Genomic DNA, 16,063 nt, shown 5'->3' on the forward strand with positions numbered 1-16,063 from the left:
CTTGCTTACTTAAAGGCTCAACGCAGCTTGAGCGTGGATAGACCAATCAGACACAGCATCAGCGTGATGACCCAGAAACGCACGACAACCTGCGTTTCCTTCCAGCCGGACAGTTCGAAATGGTGATGCAGCGGCGCCATCTTGAAGATGCGGCGCCCTTCGCCGTAACGCTTTTTCGTGTACTTGAACCAGGTGACCTGCAGCATCACGGAGAGCGTCTCCGCCACGAAAATGCCGCCCATGATGAAGAGCACGATTTCCTGACGCACGATCACCGCGATGGTTCCCAGCGCACCGCCGAGCGCGAGCGCGCCCACGTCGCCCATGAACACCTGGGCCGGATACGTGTTGAACCAGAGGAACGCGAGCCCTGCCCCGCCCATCGCCGAACAGAAGATGAGCAGTTCGCCGGCGCCGGCAATATGCGGAAAAAGCAGATACTTCGAGTAGACCGAGCTGCCCATCACATAGGCGAACACGCCGAGCGACGCGCCAACCAGCACGACCGGCATGATCACGAGACCGTCGAGGCCATCGGTGAGGTTCACTGCGTTGCTCGCGCCGACGATCACGAAATACGTGAGCGCGATGAAGCCCCACACGCCGAGCGGATAGCTGATCGACTTGAGGAACGGCAGCAGCAAGTCGGCGCGCGCGGGCAGGCCCATCGACAGGCCGCTGCGCACCCACGCCATGAAGAGATCGAACACGCGCACGTTGCTCGCCTCGGAGACGCTGAATGCGAGGTACACCGCCGCGAACAGACCAATCACCGACTGCCAGAAGTACTTCTCGCGCGAAGACATGCCGCGCGGGTCCTTGTAGACGACCTTGCGATAGTCGTCGACCCAGCCGATCGCGCCAAAGCCGAACGTGACGAGCATCACGATCCAGATGAAGCGGTTCGTGAGGTCGCCCCACAGCAAGGTGGAAACCGCGATGCCCAGCAGAATGAGCACGCCGCCCATGGTGGGCGTGCCGGACTTCACGAGGTGAGTCTGCGGGCCGTCCGTACGCACGGCCTGGCCGACCTTCATCGCGGTGAGCTTGCGGATCACCCACGGGCCGAGGAAAAGCCCGATCGCCATCGCGGTGATGGTGGCCATCACCGCACGGAACGTCAGATAACTGAACACGCGCAAGAAGCTTGCGTCATTCTGCAGCCATTGCGCCAGCGCCAGTAGCATGCCTTGTATTCCTTCGAATTTCAGTGCGCACCGGACTTCGCGTCCGGCGCAGGGTTTTGCGGATTCGTGAGTGCCGCTACTACGCGCTCCATCTGCATGAAGCGCGAGCCTTTCACGAGAATCGTTGCGCCGGCGCCGTAACCGGCACCAGCCAGCGCGCGTACGAGTTCGCCCACGTCGGCGGCATGCAGCGCCTGCGCGCCGAACGCCGCCGCGCTGTCACGCGCTGCGTCGCCGAGCGTGTAGAGCGCGTCGATGCCGCGTTCCTTCGCGTAGGCGCCCACCTCGCGGTGAAACGCGGGACCGTCGTCGCCGACTTCGCCCATGTCTCCGAGCACTAGCACGCGCGGCGACGTGCGCGAAGCCAGCACGTCGATCGCTGCGCGCACCGAATCGGGATTCGCGTTGTAGGTGTCGTCGATCACCGTCGCGCCCGTCAGCTCGCCGAGCGCCGCGCGCTTCACCTGCAAGCGGCCCTTGACCGGCTCGAACGCCTCGAGCCCGCGGCCGATCGCATCGAGCGACACGCCCGCCGCAATCGCCGCCGCCGTGGCCGCGAGCGCGTTGTGCGCGTTGTGGGCGCCCAGCACCTTCAACTCCACTTCGAGATGGCCTTCCGGCGTCGCGATCGCGAGCCGGTTGCCCCCCAGCTTGTCGACGAGCTTGCCGGTGACTGCCGCTTCGACCGCACGCGTCTCCGTATGCAGCGCGAAGTCGAGAATGCGCGAACCCGTCGCCGCCACGCGCCAGATGCTCGCGTAGGCGTCGTCGGCGGGAAACACCGCGACGCCCGTGGGCTTGAGCGCGTGAATCACGCTCGCATGCTCGAGCGCGACGGCTTCCACCGTCGCCATGAATTCCTGATGCTCACGCTGCGCGTTGTTCACCACCGCGACCGTCGGCTCGGCGAATTTCGCCAGCAACTCGGTCTCGTCCGGGTGATTCATGCCGAGTTCGACCACCGCCAGCTGATGAGCGCCGTTCAAACGCAGCAACGTTAACGGCACGCCGATGTCGTTATTGAGGTTTCCAGTGGTCGCGAGGCGCAAATTTTCACCCACGGCCGCCGCGAAGATCGACGCGATCATTTCCTTGACCGTCGTTTTGCCGTTGCTGCCCGTCACGGCGACGAGCGGCATCGAGAAGCGGCGGCGCCAGCCGAGTGCGAGCGCGCCGAGCGCCTTGCGCGTGTCGTCCACACGCAGCGCGGGAATGCGCCAGTCGCCGGGGCTGCGCGAAACGAGCGCCGCGCTCACGTGGCGGTTCGCGACCTCGCCGAGAAAGTCGTGCGCGTCGAAGCGGTCGCCCTTGAGCGCGACGAACAGATCGCCGGGGCCCGTGGTGCGGCTGTCGGTCGAAATGCGCTCGAACGTGGCGTTCTCGTCGCCGAGTACGCTCGCGCCGGGAATCAGCGCCGCGGCTTCCCGCAGGGAAAGCATCGTCATTCACCACCTCCGCGCCCGTGCGTGGCACGGGCGGCGAGTGCAAGCCGCGCGTGGTCCTGATCGGAGAACGCGCGCTTCTTGCCCATGATTTCCTGGGTCGCCTCGTGGCCCTTGCCGGCCAGCACGACGACGTCTTCGCGCGCCGCGCCGCGCACCGCCTGCAGGATTGCGCTCGCGCGGTCCTCGATGCGGCGCGCCTTCGCGGCGTCGCGCATGCCTTGCGCGATCTGCTCGATGATCGCGGCGGGCGTCTCGCTGCGCGGGTTATCGCTCGTCACGACGACCTGGTCGGCGAGGCGTTCCGCGATCGCGCCCATGAGCGGGCGCTTGGTCGCGTCGCGATCGCCGCCGCAGCCGAACATGCAGACGAGCTGGCCGCCGCGTGCGGCCGCCATCGGGCGCAGCGCTTCGAGCGTTTTTTCGAGCGCGTCCGGCGTATGCGCGTAATCGATCACGACGAGCGGCTCGTCGTGATCGGCGCGGCCGCCAAGCCGCTCCATGCGCCCGTTCACCGGCTGCAGCTTCGAGATCTCGTTGAGCGCCGCGACGAGCGGCACGTTCGCCGCAAGCAGCGCGCCGAGCACGCCGAGCAGATTGCTCACGTTGAAGAGGCCGAGCACATGCGCCTCGACTTGCGCCTCGCCCCAGTCCGACGTTTCCAGATGGAATGCCGTGCCGGTGGCAGTGGCGCGCACGTCGTTCGCGCGCAGCCACGCGTCGGCAACGGGTGCGTCGGCGGCGGGCGTCGCCACGCTGTACGCAATCGTGCGAGCCTTGCCGCGCGTCGCGGCGATCAGGCGGCGCCCCGCTGCGTCGTCGGCGTTGATGATCGCGGCGCGCAGGCCCGGCCATGCAAACAGACGCGCCTTGGCGGCCTCGTAGGCCTCGAACGTGTGGTGATAGTCGAGATGGTCTTGCGTGAGATTCGTGAAGACGCCGATGTCGAACGAGGTGCCGTTCACGCGGCCCTGATGCAGCGCGTGCGAGGAGACTTCCATCGCAATCGCCTGTGCGCCGGCACCGCGCAATTGCGCGAGGCTGCGCTGCAGCTGCGGCGCGTCGGGCGTAGTGAAACCCGTATGCACGAGCTGGCCCGGAAAGCCCGTGCCCAGCGTGCCGACGATCGCGCACTTCTGGCCGATGGCCGTGAACGCCGAGGCGATCCACTGGCTGCACGACGTCTTGCCGTTCGTGCCCGTCACGCCGACCACGAGCATGGCATCGCTCGGGTCGCCATACCAGCCGCTGGCGATTTCGCCCGCGAGCACGTCGAGCTGCGGCACTGCGAGCGCAATCGACGCGTCGGGCTGTTCGACCGCATAGCCTTCCGGCTGATACAGCACGGCTGCGGCGCCACGCTCGATCGCATTGGCGATGTGCGAGCGGTTGTCCGCGCCCTCGACGGCGTAGGCGAGAAACACGTCGCCCGGCTGGAGCGAGCGCGTGTCGGCGTGCAGGCCGGCTGCGGACGCGACGTGCGTTCGCAGCCATGCGAGCGCGTCCGCGATCTGCCGGTGCGCGGGATGCTGGTTGCGCGTGGCGCTCATCGGACGACTCCGGGTCGATTTTTCGCGTTGTCCGCGATGGTCATGTGATGCGCGGCGGCGGCGCTTTTCGCGGTAGTCGTGTTCGCCACGCGCTTCACCGGCGTAGCGGGCGCGTTCGCGACGGCCGGGGCCGAGGCGGCGGCGCTGTTGTCCTCGACGACGAGCTGCTTCACCGGCATGTCCGGCGGCACGTTGAGCGAGCGCAGCGTATCGCCGACGATGCCCGAGAACACCGGACCCGACACCGCGCCGCCGAAGTGGCTGCCGGCCGTCGGTTCGTCGACCGTGACGGCCACGACGATGCGCGGATTCGGCATCGGCGCCATGCCGACGAACGACGCGCGATATTTCGAATGATCGTAGCCGTGCGGGCCGTGCTTGTACGCCGTACCGGACTTGCCGCCCACGCGGTAGCCGGGCACGGCGGCGTCGGGCGAGGTGCCGTCCTTCGACACCACGCTCTCCAGCATCGTGCGCACTTCACGCGCCGTGGTCGGCGCGAACACCTGGGTGCCCTGCACCGGCTGCGTGTCGCCGGGGTGGCGGAAGATCGTGACCGGCAGAATCTGGCCGTCGTGCGCGATCGCCGTGTACGCGCGAGCAAGCTGGAACAGCGAAACGGAGAGGCCGTAGCCGTAGGACATCGTCGCCTGCTCGATGCGGCGCCAGCTTTTCCACGGACGCAAACGGCCCGCCGCCGCGCCGGGGAACCCGACCTTCGGCGCCTGACCGAGACCGATGCTGGTGTACATGTCCCACATTTCTTCGGGGCGCAGCGTCATCGCGATCTTGGTCGCACCGATGTTGCTCGACTTCTGGATCACGCCGCCCACCGTCAGCACGCCAAAACCGGCGTCGTCGGTGATGGTCGCGCCGTCGAGGGTGAAGTGGCCCGCGCCCGTATCCACCAGTGTACTCGGCGAGACGCGGTGCAGATCCAGCGCAAGCGACACCGTGAAGGGCTTCATGATCGAGCCCGGCTCGAACACGTCGGTGAGAATGCGGTTGCGCAGCTGCTCGCCCGTGAGGTGCGAGCGGTCGTTCGGGTTGTAGGTCGGATAGTTCACGAGCGCGAGCACTTCGCCGGTGCGCACGTCCACCACCATCGCGGCGCCGGCCTTGGCCTTGAACTTCTCGACGGCGGCTTTCAGGTTCGAATAGGCGATGTACTGAATCTTGCTGTCGATCGACAGTTCGACGTCCTTGCCATCGTGGGGCACGACCGTTTCGTCGACGTCCTCGACGATGTGGCCCATGCGGTCCTTGATGACGTGGCGAATGCCCGGCACGCCCGCGAGCACTTTCTGGTCCGACAGCTCGACGCCTTCCTGGCCCTCGTCCTCGACGTTGGTGAAGCCGATCAAGTGCGCAGTGACGTCGCCTTCCGGATAGAAGCGCTTGTATTCGTTGCGCTGGTAAATGCCCGGAATGTCGAGCGCCGTCACTTTCTGCGCGACGTCGAGCGGCACCTGGCGCTTCACGTAGACGAAGGTCTTGTCTTCGGAGAGCTTCGCGCGCAGCTCTTTCGTGTTCATGCCGAGCAGCGCGCCGAGCTGGTTGAGCTTGTCGGCGCCGAGATCGTCGGGCACGGCTTCGGGAATCGCCCAGATCGCGCGCACGGGCAGGCTCGTGGCGAGCACGAGGCCGTTGCGGTCGAGAATCTTGCCGCGCGTGGCCGGCAGCTCGATCGTGCGCTGGTAGCGGCTTTCGCCCTGCTTCTGATAGAACGCGTTGCCCGGGCCCTGAATCCAGAACGCGCGCGCGGCAAGCGCGACGAACGCCATGAAGAGCAGGAACACGACGAGCTTCGAGCGCCACATCGGCAGGCGCACGGAGAGAATGGGGTTGGCGCTGAAGGCGACGCTCTTGCGGCGATTGTCCTTTTTCATCGCGTGCCTCCGCGGCGGGCAGGCGCGGGCGCGGCGCCCTGCGGGGGCGCCGAGGTCGGCACGGGTGCGTCGACGGCGGTGGCGCTGCCGGGCGCGAGCGTCAGATATTGCGTGCGTCCGGTCGTGACGGGCTGCATCTTGAGCGAGTCGGTGGCGATCTGTTCGATGCGCGACGTTCTCGACAGCGCGCTCTGCTGATATTGAAGCTGTGCGTAGTCCTGCTGGAGCTGATGCTCCTGCGACTGCGCGCGTTGCAACTGGATGAAGATCTGGCGCTGCTGATTGGTGGCGTTCACGACGGAAAGCGCGCACCCCATGACGACGATCAGCAGGAAGATGTTCAGACGATTCATGGCGTGACGCGCTCCGCGGTGCGCATCACGGCCGAGCGGGCGCGCGGATTCGCGGCGACTTCCTCGTCGCTCGCGAACACGCGGCCGAGCAGCTTGAGCGGCGGGCTCGGCAGGTCGACGGCGCGGATCGGCAGGCGGCGGTCCACCGCCGGCGCGTTCGCGTGCGCCTGCATGAACCGCTTGACGATCCGGTCTTCGAGCGAATGAAAGCTGATGACCACCAGCCGCCCCCCCTGTTCCAGCAACGACAGTGCTGCTTCTAGAACGACCTGCAGCTCCGCAAGCTCTTGATTGACGTGAATCCGTATAGCTTGAAAGGTGCGGGTTGCCGGGTCCTTACCCTTCTCACGGGTTTTGACGACGTTAGCCACGATTTGGGCAAGCTCGCCCGTGCTGTCGAGAGGCCCGAGACGGTCGGACTCTGCCCGGCGAGCAACAAGCGCCTTTGCAATCTGAAAAGCAAACCGTTCTTCCCCATAATCCCGAATTACCTCCGTCAGTTCCTGCAACGTGGCCCGAGCGAGCCAGTCAGCGGCGGACTCGCCGCGCGTCGGGTCCATCCGCATGTCGAGCGGGCCATCCGCGCGGAAACTGAAACCGCGCTGCGGATCGTCGAACTGCGGCGACGACACGCCAAGGTCCAGCAATATTCCCGACACACGCCCCACCCCGCGCGACGCGAGCTCGTCGCGCAGCGAAGCAAAACTCTCATGCACGATCGAAAACCGCGCGTCGTTCACGGTTTGCGCCGTCGCGATCGCCAGCGGGTCCTTGTCGAACGCGATCAGACGCCCGGCCTCGCCGAGACGCCCGAGGATCGCGCGACTGTGCCCGCCGCGACCGAACGTGCCGTCCACATAGACGCCGTCCGCGCGCGTGACCAGCGCGTTCACCGCTTCGTCTAGCAGCACCGTGCGATGCTGCAGTCCCTGTCCCATCGCAGATGCCATAGCTTTTTGAACCGCGATCAGAACGTGAAATTTTTCAAGGCGTCGGGCATGCCCTGCGCCATCGCCGCCTGTTCCTTGGCGGCGTAGGTCTGCGCATCCCACAACTCAAAATGACTACCCATGCCGAGCAGCATGACTTCCTTTTCCATTCCTGCCGCCAGACGCAATTCAGGTGAGACGAGCACGCGGCCCGCACTGTCGACATCGACGTCGGACGCATTGCCCAGAAAAATACGGCGCCACCAGTGCGCGTCCATCGGCAAGGCGGCGACCTTCGAGCGGAACACTTCCCATTCGGGGCGCGGAAATAGCAACAGGCAGCCGTCCGGGTGCTTGGTGATCGTCACCTGTCCTTCTGCCTGTTGTTGCAGCGCTTCCCGATAGCGCGACGGAATCGACATCCGTCCTTTCGCATCGAGTGTTAGCGCCGACGCCCCCTGGAACAATTTGCTCCCCCTAATGCGGCGCTTTTCGCCGCCCGCCTAAATCCCGGAAAATCTACCTGAATACGCGCCTGAAATCACACAAAAATACACTTTCTCACACTGTCTCCCACTTTAGAGGAACGCCCAACGAGGGTCAAGGGAGACCGGACGTTTTTTGACGAAATTTATCCGCTAGAACAAGGACTTAGCGGCACTTGTTGAAGTCGGGACAAAAGCCAAAAACCGTTATGAATGAATGAGCTAACGCAGGTTCTGAAGGTGATACGTGAAAAGCGCGGCGATAAACGGCCTACGGCGGGATCGAGCGGGGGGCTTGCGGGGATTAAAACCGGGGGCTGAAAGCTCTGAAAGATTAATCCGGGTTTGGGCCGACAGCGATTGCCGGCCCATGCCATTAATCAGATGTAGTAGGCGGTTCGCGTCATGACTTTCGATGCTACACGCATTAGCGAACGCACCGGCAAAGGCAATTCGACGCCGCCCAGATCGGTGGCCGATTTGGCGTGCGAGATTTCGTCGGCGCGCATTTGCTCGACGACCGCGCGCGACTCGAGATCGGCGGGCGGCAGGCTGTCGAGGTGGCTGTCGAGATGATGCTCGACCTGACGCTCGGTTTCGGCCATGAAGCCGAGGCTCACCTTGTCGCCGAGGCGGCCGGCGGCGAAGCCGATCGCGAGCGCGCCCGCGTACCACAGCGGATTGAGCAGGCTCGGACGCGAGTCGAGCGCCTGCAGCCGGCGCGAGGTCCAAGCAAGGTGATCCTCTTCTTCGCGCGCGGCCTGCTCGAAGGCCGCCCTGAGCGAGGGCGAGCGCGCCGAGATTTTCTGCGCCTGATACAGCGCCTGTGCGCACACTTCGCCGACGTGATTGACGCGCATGAGGCCGGCGGCGTGCGTGCGCTCGGCAGGCGTGAGTTCGCTGCCGGCGGGTACGGCATCGCCCTCGGGCGTCACTTCGATGGTAACGGGGGAAGGCTGCGGCATCGGACGCGTCATGCGCGACACGCCGGTGAGAGAGCGCAGGCCCCGGTCGAATTCGGTAATCAAGTCATCTAGCGTCATCCAGCCTCCCTTTCATTTCGTTGGCGAGCCGGATTGGTCGCTCGCCCGGACTGCCCTTTCACCACTACACAAACTCACGGACATCCGTCAATCCGGGGCAGCGCCGATAGATAGCCGCATATTCTAGACCATGTTGTGTAAACGAAACAGGTACTTAGCGAGGCCCAGGCTTTTCCTTTGTGACTATTAACCCTTTTGTTACATTACGTGCAACTTCTCGCGAAGTTAGAAGGACAGGACCCTACGCAAGATAAAAAACTGGTCCCGTTAAAAGACGCAAAAGATTCGCAAACACTGGAGATCATTCAATGAAGAAGTCGCTTCTCGCGCTGGCTGCGCTGGGCGCGTTCGCGGGCGTTGCTCACGCTCAGAGCAGCGTCACGCTGTACGGCATCATCGACGAAGGTTTCAACATCAACACGAATTCGGGTGGCAAGCACCTGTACAACCTGTCGAGCGGCGTGATGCAAGGCAGCCGTTTCGGCCTGCGCGGCGCTGAAGACCTCGGCGGCGGCCTGAAGGCAGTCTTCGTGTTGGAAAACGGCTTTGACGTGAACACCGGCAAGCTCGGCCAGGGCGGCCTGATGTTCGGTCGTCAGGCTTACGTTGGTCTCTCGAGCTCGCAGTTCGGCACGGTCACGCTGGGTCGCCAGTACGACTCCGTCGTCGACTACGTCGGCCCGCTCGAAGCAGGCGACCAGTGGGGTGGCTACATCGCTGCTCACCCGCAGGATCTGGACAACTTCAACAACGCCTACCGTACGAACAACACGGTCAAGTTCACCAGCGCCAACTACGCTGGCCTGACCTTCGGCGGCACGTACAGCTTCGGTGGCCAGGCAGGCGACTTCTCGGCGAACCAGATCTGGTCGTTGGGCGCTGGCTACAACAACGGTCCCCTCGTCCTCGGCGTTGGCTACCTGAACGCACGCACGCCGAACGCGACCGGCGGCCTGTTCAACAACGGCGGCACCGCATCGCCGCAGACGGGTGTAAAGGGTGTTACGGGCACTTCGTTCAACCCGGTGTACGGCGGCTTCGCATCGGCTAACACGTACCAGGTCATCGGCGCAGGCGGCGCATATACGTTCGGCGCAGCAACGCTCGGCCTGACGTACTCGAACGTCAGCTTCCGCAACCTCGGCTCGACGTCGACCTCGCTGTTCGAACGCGGCACGAACGCCAACTTCAACAACGTCGAAGCGAACGTCAAGTACCAGTTCACGCCGGCCCTGCTGGCAGGCTTTGCGTTCGACTATACGGACGGCAGCAGCGTCACGCGTGCGAATGGCACGAGCAACGGCGGCGCGAAGTACTTCCAGTACGCACTGGGCACGGACTACTTCCTGTCGAAGCGCACGGACGTCTACCTGATCGGCGTGTACCAGCACGCTACGGGAACCGACTCGACGGGCGGCACCGCTGTTGCGTCGATCAACGGCCTGACGCCGTCGAGCACGAACAACGTGTTCACGGCTCGCGTCGGTATCCGTCACAAGTTCTAAGAAGAACAGTCGCTGTAATCTCGAAGGCGCCTCCGGGCGCCTTTTTTCTTTGATGCTTCGTGTTGTTTCACCGCAGTGCGCACGACAAAAAAGCGGCCTGCCCTCGATGGGCAGGCCGCTCTTCACTTTTGACTCGCAGGCCTTTCGCTTCGCTCTTGCGTTTTCAGGCGCGACCGTCGCGTAGCTCGCGGCGCAGGATCTTGCCGACGTTGCTCTTGGGCAGATCGTTGCGGAACTCGATGATCTTCGGCCGCTTGTAGCCGGTGAGCTGCGTCTTGCAGTACTCGAACACATCCTTGTCCGTGAGCGCCGGGTCCTTCTTGACGATATAGAGCTTCACCGCCTCGCCCGAATTCTGGTCCGGCACGCCCACCGCCGCCACTTCGAACACGCCCGGCAGCTTGGCCACGACGTCCTCGACTTCGTTCGGATACACATTGAAGCCCGAGACCAGAATCATGTCCTTCTTGCGGTCGACGAGCTTGATGTAGCCGCGCGCGTTGATGAGACCGATGTCGCCCGACTTGAAGTAGCCGTCCGGCGTCATGACCTTCGCCGTTTCTTCCGGCCGCTGCCAGTAGCCCGCCATCACCTGCGGACCGCGGATGCAGATCTCCCCCGCTTCGCCAATCGGCAGTTCGTTGCCGGCGTCGTCGCGAATCGAAATTTCGGTGGAAGGCAGCGGCAAACCGATCGTGCCGGTGTATTCCGTCGCCGTGACCGGATTGCAGGTCACGCTAGGTGAGGTTTCCGAGAGGCCATAGCCTTCGACGATCGGCGTATGCGTGCGCTCGTACCAGCGCTTGGCCACGGCTTCCTGCACCGCCATGCCGCCGCCGTTCGCGACGAGCAGGTGCGAGAAGTCCAGATTGCCGAATTCCGGATGGTTGAGCATCGCGTTGTAGAGCGTGTTCACCGCGGGGAAACAACTGATCGAGTAGCCGCGCAGCTCCTTGATCATGCCGGCGATATCGCGCGGATTCGGGATCAGGATCGCGAGACCTCCGGTGCGCAGCGTCAGCAGCCCGCAAACGGTCAACGCGAACACGTGGTACAGCGGCAGCGCCGCGACCGTCACCGGCTGCGTACCGGACGGCAATTTCGCAAGCGCGGGCTCGGTCCATGCCGCCGACTGCAGCACGTTGGCGATCAGGTTGCGATGCAGCAGCGTCGCCCCCTTGGCCACGCCGGTCGTGCCGCCCGTGTACTGCAGGAAGGCGACGTCCTCGGGCGTCTGCTCGACGCGCTTGAAGCCTGTGCGCGCCCCTTCGGCGAGCGCGTCGTTGAAGCGCACGTGGCCGGGCAGGTTCCAGGCGGGCACCATCTTCTTCACGCTTCGCACGACGAAGTTGACGATGAAGCCCTTCGCGCCAAGCAGGTCGCCCATCGCCGCGACCAGCACGTGCTTCACGCGCGTATTGGCGACGACCGCGCTCACGGTCCCGGCGAAATTTTCGAGGACGACGATCGCCTCGGCGCCGCTGTCCTTCAACTGGTGTTCGAGTTCGCGCGGCGTGTAGAGCGGGTTCACGTTCACGACGACGTAGCCCGCGCGCAGCACCGCGGCGAGCGCGACCGGATACTGGAGCACGTTGGGCATCATGAGCGCGATACGCGCGCCACGTGCGATGCCGCGCGACTGGAACCACGCGGCCAGACGCTGGGAGAGCTGGTCCAGCTCGCCGTAGGTGATCGTCTTGCCCATGCAGGCGAAAGCGGGCTTTGCACGGAATTCGCTGAAGCTCTCCTCGAGCAGCGCAGTGATGGACGCGTAACGGCTTGCGTCGATTTCAGCGGGAACGCCGGGCGGGTACGATTTCAGCCAGACTTTTTCCATGCAGCGTCTCCTCCTTGATTTTTCGAATGGTCGTGCTAAAAAATTGGATCGTAGCATGGCGACCCAGCTTTTATGTCAGCAAATCAGCGAGTTAGAAAGGCCCCTCGAACGCGCGTTGCGGGGCCGCTGGCGGTAGCTTGAGACGCTTTCAGGCGCGCTCGACCTCGACGAGGCAATCGTAGAACGTCGCCGAGCCGCCAAGATCGGTGAGCGCCTGGCTCGTCACCTCGTTGGCATTGCGGCCGTCCGGGGCAAGCTTCTTCCACCAGATCGACAGGCCCACCACGAGACCGCTGCGTGCCCGATCGGTCACTCGCGCCCGCGCGCGCATCGAACCGCGGTCGTTGAATACGCGAACCTCGTCGCCATCGGCAATCTCGCGGCGGGCGGCGTCGGCCGGATGGAGGTCCACGTGCGGCTCCCCTTCGGTCGCGCGCAGGCTCTCCACGTTCACGAAGGTGCTGTTCAGGAAGTTACGAGCAGGCGGCGAGATCATCGCGAGCGGAAAGCGCGCGGCGAGTTCGGGCGCGCCGTCCGCCGATTCGTGCGGCGGCAGATAGTCGGGCAGCGGATCGAGCCCGGCCTTGGCAAGCGCCTCGCTATGGAACTCGCACTTGCCCGTGGGCGTGCGAAAACCGCCGTTCGCAAACGGTGCTTCGGCGATGTTCAGCTTCAGCCAGCCTTCGCGCTTGAGCGCCGCCCAGTCGGCGCCGCCCAGCGCGGGATCGGTCCAGTCGAAAGCGTGGGCCGCCACGTCTTCGTCGCTTTCGAACAGCGCCGGCTCGGTCAGGCCCATCGCGCACGCGATGGAGCGGAAGATTTCGGTATTCGGCCGCGCCTCGCCAACGGGCGCGATGGCGGGCAAGTTCGCCATGACGTGCGTGTGGCCGTAGGACTTGTGGACGTCGAGATGTTCGAGCTGGGTCGTGGCCGGCAGCAGCAGGTCGGCGTAATCGGCAGTGTCGGTCTGGAACTGCTCGAGGACGATCGTAAAGAGGTCTTCGCGTGCGAAGCCGGCCGCAACCTTCGCCGACTCGGGCGCAACCGCAACCGGATTCGAGTTGTAGACGACGATCGCTTCGACCTTCGGGCCGAATGCGGCGTCGCCTGCGTGCGTGAGCGCGTCGCCAATCTGGTTCATGTTGACGATGCGCGGCTGATGCTGCGGCCAGCCCGGGATCAGATCCGGACGCTGGAGCGCGTTCGCATCGACGGGGGCCCAGCCCGACGAGGAAAGCAGCACGCCGCCCGCGCGCTCGCGCCACGCGCCGGTCAACGCGGGCAGGCAGGCGATGGCGCGCACGGCGTTGCCGCCGCCGCGCACGCGCTGCAGACCATAGTTCATGCGAATCGCCGACTTGCGCGTCGAGGCGTAGAGGCGCGCGAGATCGACGACGACCTGCTCCTCGATGCCGCAGATCGCGGCGACGCGCGCGGGCGTGTAGGTGAGCGCACGCGCCTTCAGCGCGTCGAAGCCGTGCGTGTGGGCCGCAATGTAATCGTGATCGAGAAGGTCCTCGGTGATCAGCACGTGCATCATGCCGAGCGCGAGCGCGCCGTCCGTGCCGGGCTTGAGCGCAATGTGCTGATGGCACTTCTCGGCCGTCAGCGAGCGATAGGGGTCGATCGCGATCAGCTTCGCACCGTTGCGTTTCGCTTCCTGCGCGCGGGTCCAGAAGTGCAGGTTCGACGCGATCGGGTTGGCGCCCCAGATCAGGATCACTTCGCTTTCCGCGAAATACTCGGTGAGCATGCCGAGGCTCGAGCCGAACGTATAACGCAGGCCGGCGGCGCCCGCCGCCGCGCAAATTGCGCGATCGAGACGCGATGCGCCGAGCTTGTGAAAGAAGCGCTGCGCGATGCTATCGCCCTGAACGAGTCCCATCGTGCCGGCATAGCTGTACGGCAGGATCGCTTCGGGCGCGCGCTGCGCGATTTCGCCGAGACGGTCGGCGGCAAGGCGACAGGCTTCGTCCCAACTGATCGGCTCGAAACGCCCTTCCCCCTTGCGCCCCACGCGCTTCATCGGCTGCGTCAAACGCTTCGGATGATGGACACGCTCGGCATAGCGGGTCACCTTCGTGCACAGCACGCCTTGCGTCGGCGGGTGATCGGGATCGCCGCTCACCTTGATTGCCCGGCCGTTTTCGACGGTCACGCGCATCGCGCAAGTATCGGGACAATCGTGCGGGCAAACTGCACGGGCAAATTCGGCTGGGGCGTTCATCGGAAATCCGTGGGTCAGGCGTTTTGTCGTAAGAGCGATTTTATTATGTTCGGGGTGCGCGCCCTGTACGCACCCTGTGGGTTGGCGCGAAAAAAAAGGTTCGGCGTAGAATGGTCCGTCTAGACCCGGCTTATTTTGGAGACGAAAGCCGGGCGCCCACTTTTTGAGCACCGTCCGCCATGAAACTGATTCCGGAAATCCAGGCCGCCCAAGGCGAAATTCAGGGCCTCCGACGAACGATCCACGCGCATCCCGAACTGCGCTACGAAGAAACCCAGACCTCCGACCTTGTCGCGGCAAAACTCACAGAATGGGGCATCGAAGTGCATCGCGGCATGGGCCAGACCGGCGTCGTCGGCGTGCTCAAACGCGGCACCGGCAAGCGGATGGTCGGCTTGCGCGCCGATATGGATGCGTTGCCGATCCAGGAACTCAACACGTTCGACCATCGCTCGCGCAACGAAGGCAAGATGCACGCGTGCGGCCACGACGGCCATACGGCGATGCTGCTTGGCGCGGCCCAATATCTCGCACGACACGGACAGTTCGACGGCACGATCGTCTTCATTTTCCAGCCCGCCGAAGAAGGCGGCGCCGGCGCGAAAGCCATGATCGAAGATGGCCTCTTCAAACAGTTTCCGGTGGACGCCGTTTTCGGCATTCACAACTGGCCGGGCATGCCGGCTGGCTACTTCGGCGTGACCGAAGGGCCGATTATGGCCTCGAGCAACGAATTCCGCATTGAAATCAAAGGCGTAGGTTCGCACGCCGCGTTGCCGCACAATGGCCGCGATCCGGTCTTCACGGCGGTGCAGATCGCGAACGGGTTGCAGAGCATCATCACGCGCAACAAGAAGCCGCTCGATACGGCGGTACTCTCGATCACACAGATTCATGCGGGCGATGCGGTCAACGTGGTGCCGAATACGGCCTGGATCGCGGGAACGGTGCGTACCTTCACGACGGAAACGCTGGATCTGATCGAATCGCGACTGCGCAAGATCGCCGAGAGCACGGCGCAAGCGTACGACTGCTCGGTCGACATCACCTTCCATCGCAACTATCCGCCGACGGTGAACAGCAGCGCGGAGGCGCAGTTCGCCGCGGAGGTCATGCGTGAGGTGGTCGGCGCCGATCACGTCGATGCGAACGTCGAGCCGACCATGGGCGCCGAAGACTTCTCGTTCATGCTGCTGGAGAAGCCCGGTTGCTACGCGTTTCTCGGCAACGGCGAAGGTGGTCACCGGGATGCAGGACACGGCGCGGGTCCTTGCATGCTGCACAACGCGAGCTATGACTTCAACGATCAACTGCTGCCAGTCGGATCGTCGTTTTGGGTGCATCTGGCGACGAAATTTCTGGCGCAGCAGTAATTCTGGGCACCGATGCAAAAAGCCGTCCACAGGACGGCTCTTTTGTTTGCTGCTTCTGAAGCGTAAACGCCAGAACCCCGGTGCTCTTTCGGAGCCACCGGGGTTCTGGACGTACTGCATAAGGAGCCTGACGATTACCTACTTTCACACGGGCAATCCGCACTATCATCGGCGTGGAGCTGTTTCACGGTCCTGTTCGGGATGGGAAGGGGTGGGACCAGCTCGCTATGGTCATCAGGCATG

Annotated in this window: 12 protein-coding genes and 1 rRNA gene; 2 read left to right on the forward strand and 11 right to left on the reverse strand. The window is 64.3% G+C overall.

Annotated features, from left to right (window positions below):
• Nucleotides 1–17 precede the first annotated feature (17 nt).
• The 8 genes from mraY to coq7 form a co-directional block, all read right to left on the reverse strand.
• Nucleotides 18–1,187, reverse strand: a complete 1,170-nt coding sequence (mraY, locus tag AB4Y35_RS18830) for a phospho-N-acetylmuramoyl-pentapeptide-transferase (RefSeq protein ID WP_028207787.1) — start codon at nucleotides 1,185–1,187, stop codon at nucleotides 18–20.
• Nucleotides 1,188–1,207: 20 nt separating this feature from the next.
• Nucleotides 1,208–2,632, reverse strand: coding sequence for a UDP-N-acetylmuramoyl-tripeptide--D-alanyl-D-alanine ligase (gene murF, locus AB4Y35_RS18835; protein WP_368705387.1), 1,425 nt, complete (start codon nucleotides 2,630–2,632; stop codon nucleotides 1,208–1,210).
• On the reverse strand, nucleotides 2,629–4,179 hold the full coding sequence (locus AB4Y35_RS18840) for a UDP-N-acetylmuramoyl-L-alanyl-D-glutamate--2,6-diaminopimelate ligase (RefSeq protein ID WP_368705388.1): 1,551 nt from the start codon (nucleotides 4,177–4,179) through the stop codon (nucleotides 2,629–2,631). Before AB4Y35_RS18840 ends, murF begins: the two co-directional genes overlap by 4 nt.
• Complete coding sequence (locus AB4Y35_RS18845; protein ID WP_368705389.1) at nucleotides 4,176–6,068, reverse strand: peptidoglycan D,D-transpeptidase FtsI family protein; 1,893 nt, start codon at nucleotides 6,066–6,068, stop codon at nucleotides 4,176–4,178. Before AB4Y35_RS18845 ends, AB4Y35_RS18840 begins: the two co-directional genes overlap by 4 nt.
• Nucleotides 6,065–6,421, reverse strand: coding sequence for a cell division protein FtsL (gene ftsL, locus AB4Y35_RS18850; protein ID WP_368705390.1), 357 nt, complete (start codon nucleotides 6,419–6,421; stop codon nucleotides 6,065–6,067). Before ftsL ends, AB4Y35_RS18845 begins: the two co-directional genes overlap by 4 nt.
• Nucleotides 6,418–7,371 carry a 16S rRNA (cytosine(1402)-N(4))-methyltransferase RsmH gene (rsmH, locus tag AB4Y35_RS18855; protein WP_368687493.1) on the reverse strand — a complete coding sequence of 318 codons (954 nt, stop codon included), beginning with the start codon at nucleotides 7,369–7,371 and terminating at the stop codon, nucleotides 6,418–6,420. Before rsmH ends, ftsL begins: the two co-directional genes overlap by 4 nt.
• A gap of 17 nt (nucleotides 7,372–7,388) precedes the next feature.
• Entirely contained in the window at nucleotides 7,389–7,817 is a 429-nt protein-coding gene (gene mraZ, locus AB4Y35_RS18860) for a division/cell wall cluster transcriptional repressor MraZ (RefSeq protein WP_368705391.1), read from the reverse strand.
• A gap of 398 nt (nucleotides 7,818–8,215) precedes the next feature.
• On the reverse strand, nucleotides 8,216–8,878 hold the full coding sequence (coq7, locus tag AB4Y35_RS18865; RefSeq protein WP_133183005.1) for a 2-polyprenyl-3-methyl-6-methoxy-1,4-benzoquinone monooxygenase: 663 nt from the start codon (nucleotides 8,876–8,878) through the stop codon (nucleotides 8,216–8,218).
• A gap of 308 nt (nucleotides 8,879–9,186) precedes the next feature.
• On the opposite strand from coq7, the gene AB4Y35_RS18870 reads away from it, so the two are divergent.
• Nucleotides 9,187–10,383: a porin gene (locus tag AB4Y35_RS18870; RefSeq protein ID WP_368705392.1), complete on the forward strand. Its 1,197-nt coding sequence runs from the start codon at nucleotides 9,187–9,189 to the stop codon at nucleotides 10,381–10,383.
• 163 nt (nucleotides 10,384–10,546) lie between these two features.
• Here AB4Y35_RS18870 and AB4Y35_RS18875 read toward each other — a convergent pair whose 3' ends face one another.
• A complete protein-coding gene (locus AB4Y35_RS18875; protein ID WP_368705393.1) occupies nucleotides 10,547–12,220 on the reverse strand; it encodes a long-chain fatty acid--CoA ligase in 1,674 nt (557 codons plus the stop codon).
• A gap of 148 nt (nucleotides 12,221–12,368) precedes the next feature.
• On the reverse strand, nucleotides 12,369–14,447 hold the full coding sequence (locus AB4Y35_RS18880; RefSeq protein WP_368705394.1) for a molybdopterin-dependent oxidoreductase: 2,079 nt from the start codon (nucleotides 14,445–14,447) through the stop codon (nucleotides 12,369–12,371).
• A 179-nt stretch (nucleotides 14,448–14,626) separates the two neighbouring features.
• On the opposite strand from AB4Y35_RS18880, the gene AB4Y35_RS18885 reads away from it, so the two are divergent.
• Nucleotides 14,627–15,820, forward strand: a complete 1,194-nt coding sequence (locus AB4Y35_RS18885; RefSeq protein WP_368705395.1) for a M20 aminoacylase family protein — start codon at nucleotides 14,627–14,629, stop codon at nucleotides 15,818–15,820.
• A gap of 125 nt (nucleotides 15,821–15,945) precedes the next feature.
• On the opposite strand, the gene rrf is transcribed toward AB4Y35_RS18885, so the two are convergent.
• Nucleotides 15,946–16,059: ribosomal RNA gene (gene rrf, locus AB4Y35_RS18890) — 5S ribosomal RNA — on the reverse strand.
• Nucleotides 16,060–16,063 lie beyond the last annotated feature (4 nt).

The organism is Paraburkholderia sp. EG286A (assembly GCF_040965375.1).
In the GTDB taxonomy this organism is placed as follows: domain Bacteria; phylum Pseudomonadota; class Gammaproteobacteria; order Burkholderiales; family Burkholderiaceae; genus Paraburkholderia.

Coding starts and splice junctions, on each gene's coding strand:
- mraY (WP_028207787.1), bottom strand. CDS start 1,187: ATGCTACTGGCGCTGGCGCAATGGCTGCAGAATGACGCAAGCTTCTTG.
- murF (WP_368705387.1), bottom strand. CDS start 2,632: ATGACGATGCTTTCCCTGCGGGAAGCCGCGGCGCTGATTCCCGGCGCG.
- AB4Y35_RS18840 (WP_368705388.1), bottom strand. CDS start 4,179: ATGAGCGCCACGCGCAACCAGCATCCCGCGCACCGGCAGATCGCGGAC.
- AB4Y35_RS18845 (WP_368705389.1), bottom strand. CDS start 6,068: ATGAAAAAGGACAATCGCCGCAAGAGCGTCGCCTTCAGCGCCAACCCC.
- ftsL (WP_368705390.1), bottom strand. CDS start 6,421: ATGAATCGTCTGAACATCTTCCTGCTGATCGTCGTCATGGGGTGCGCG.
- rsmH (WP_368687493.1), bottom strand. CDS start 7,371: ATGGCATCTGCGATGGGACAGGGACTGCAGCATCGCACGGTGCTGCTA.
- coq7 (WP_133183005.1), bottom strand. CDS start 8,878: ATGACGCTAGATGACTTGATTACCGAATTCGACCGGGGCCTGCGCTCT.
- AB4Y35_RS18870 (WP_368705392.1), top strand. CDS start 9,187: ATGAAGAAGTCGCTTCTCGCGCTGGCTGCGCTGGGCGCGTTCGCGGGC.
- AB4Y35_RS18875 (WP_368705393.1), bottom strand. CDS start 12,220: ATGGAAAAAGTCTGGCTGAAATCGTACCCGCCCGGCGTTCCCGCTGAA.
- AB4Y35_RS18880 (WP_368705394.1), bottom strand. CDS start 14,447: ATGAACGCCCCAGCCGAATTTGCCCGTGCAGTTTGCCCGCACGATTGT.
- AB4Y35_RS18885 (WP_368705395.1), top strand. CDS start 14,627: ATGAAACTGATTCCGGAAATCCAGGCCGCCCAAGGCGAAATTCAGGGC.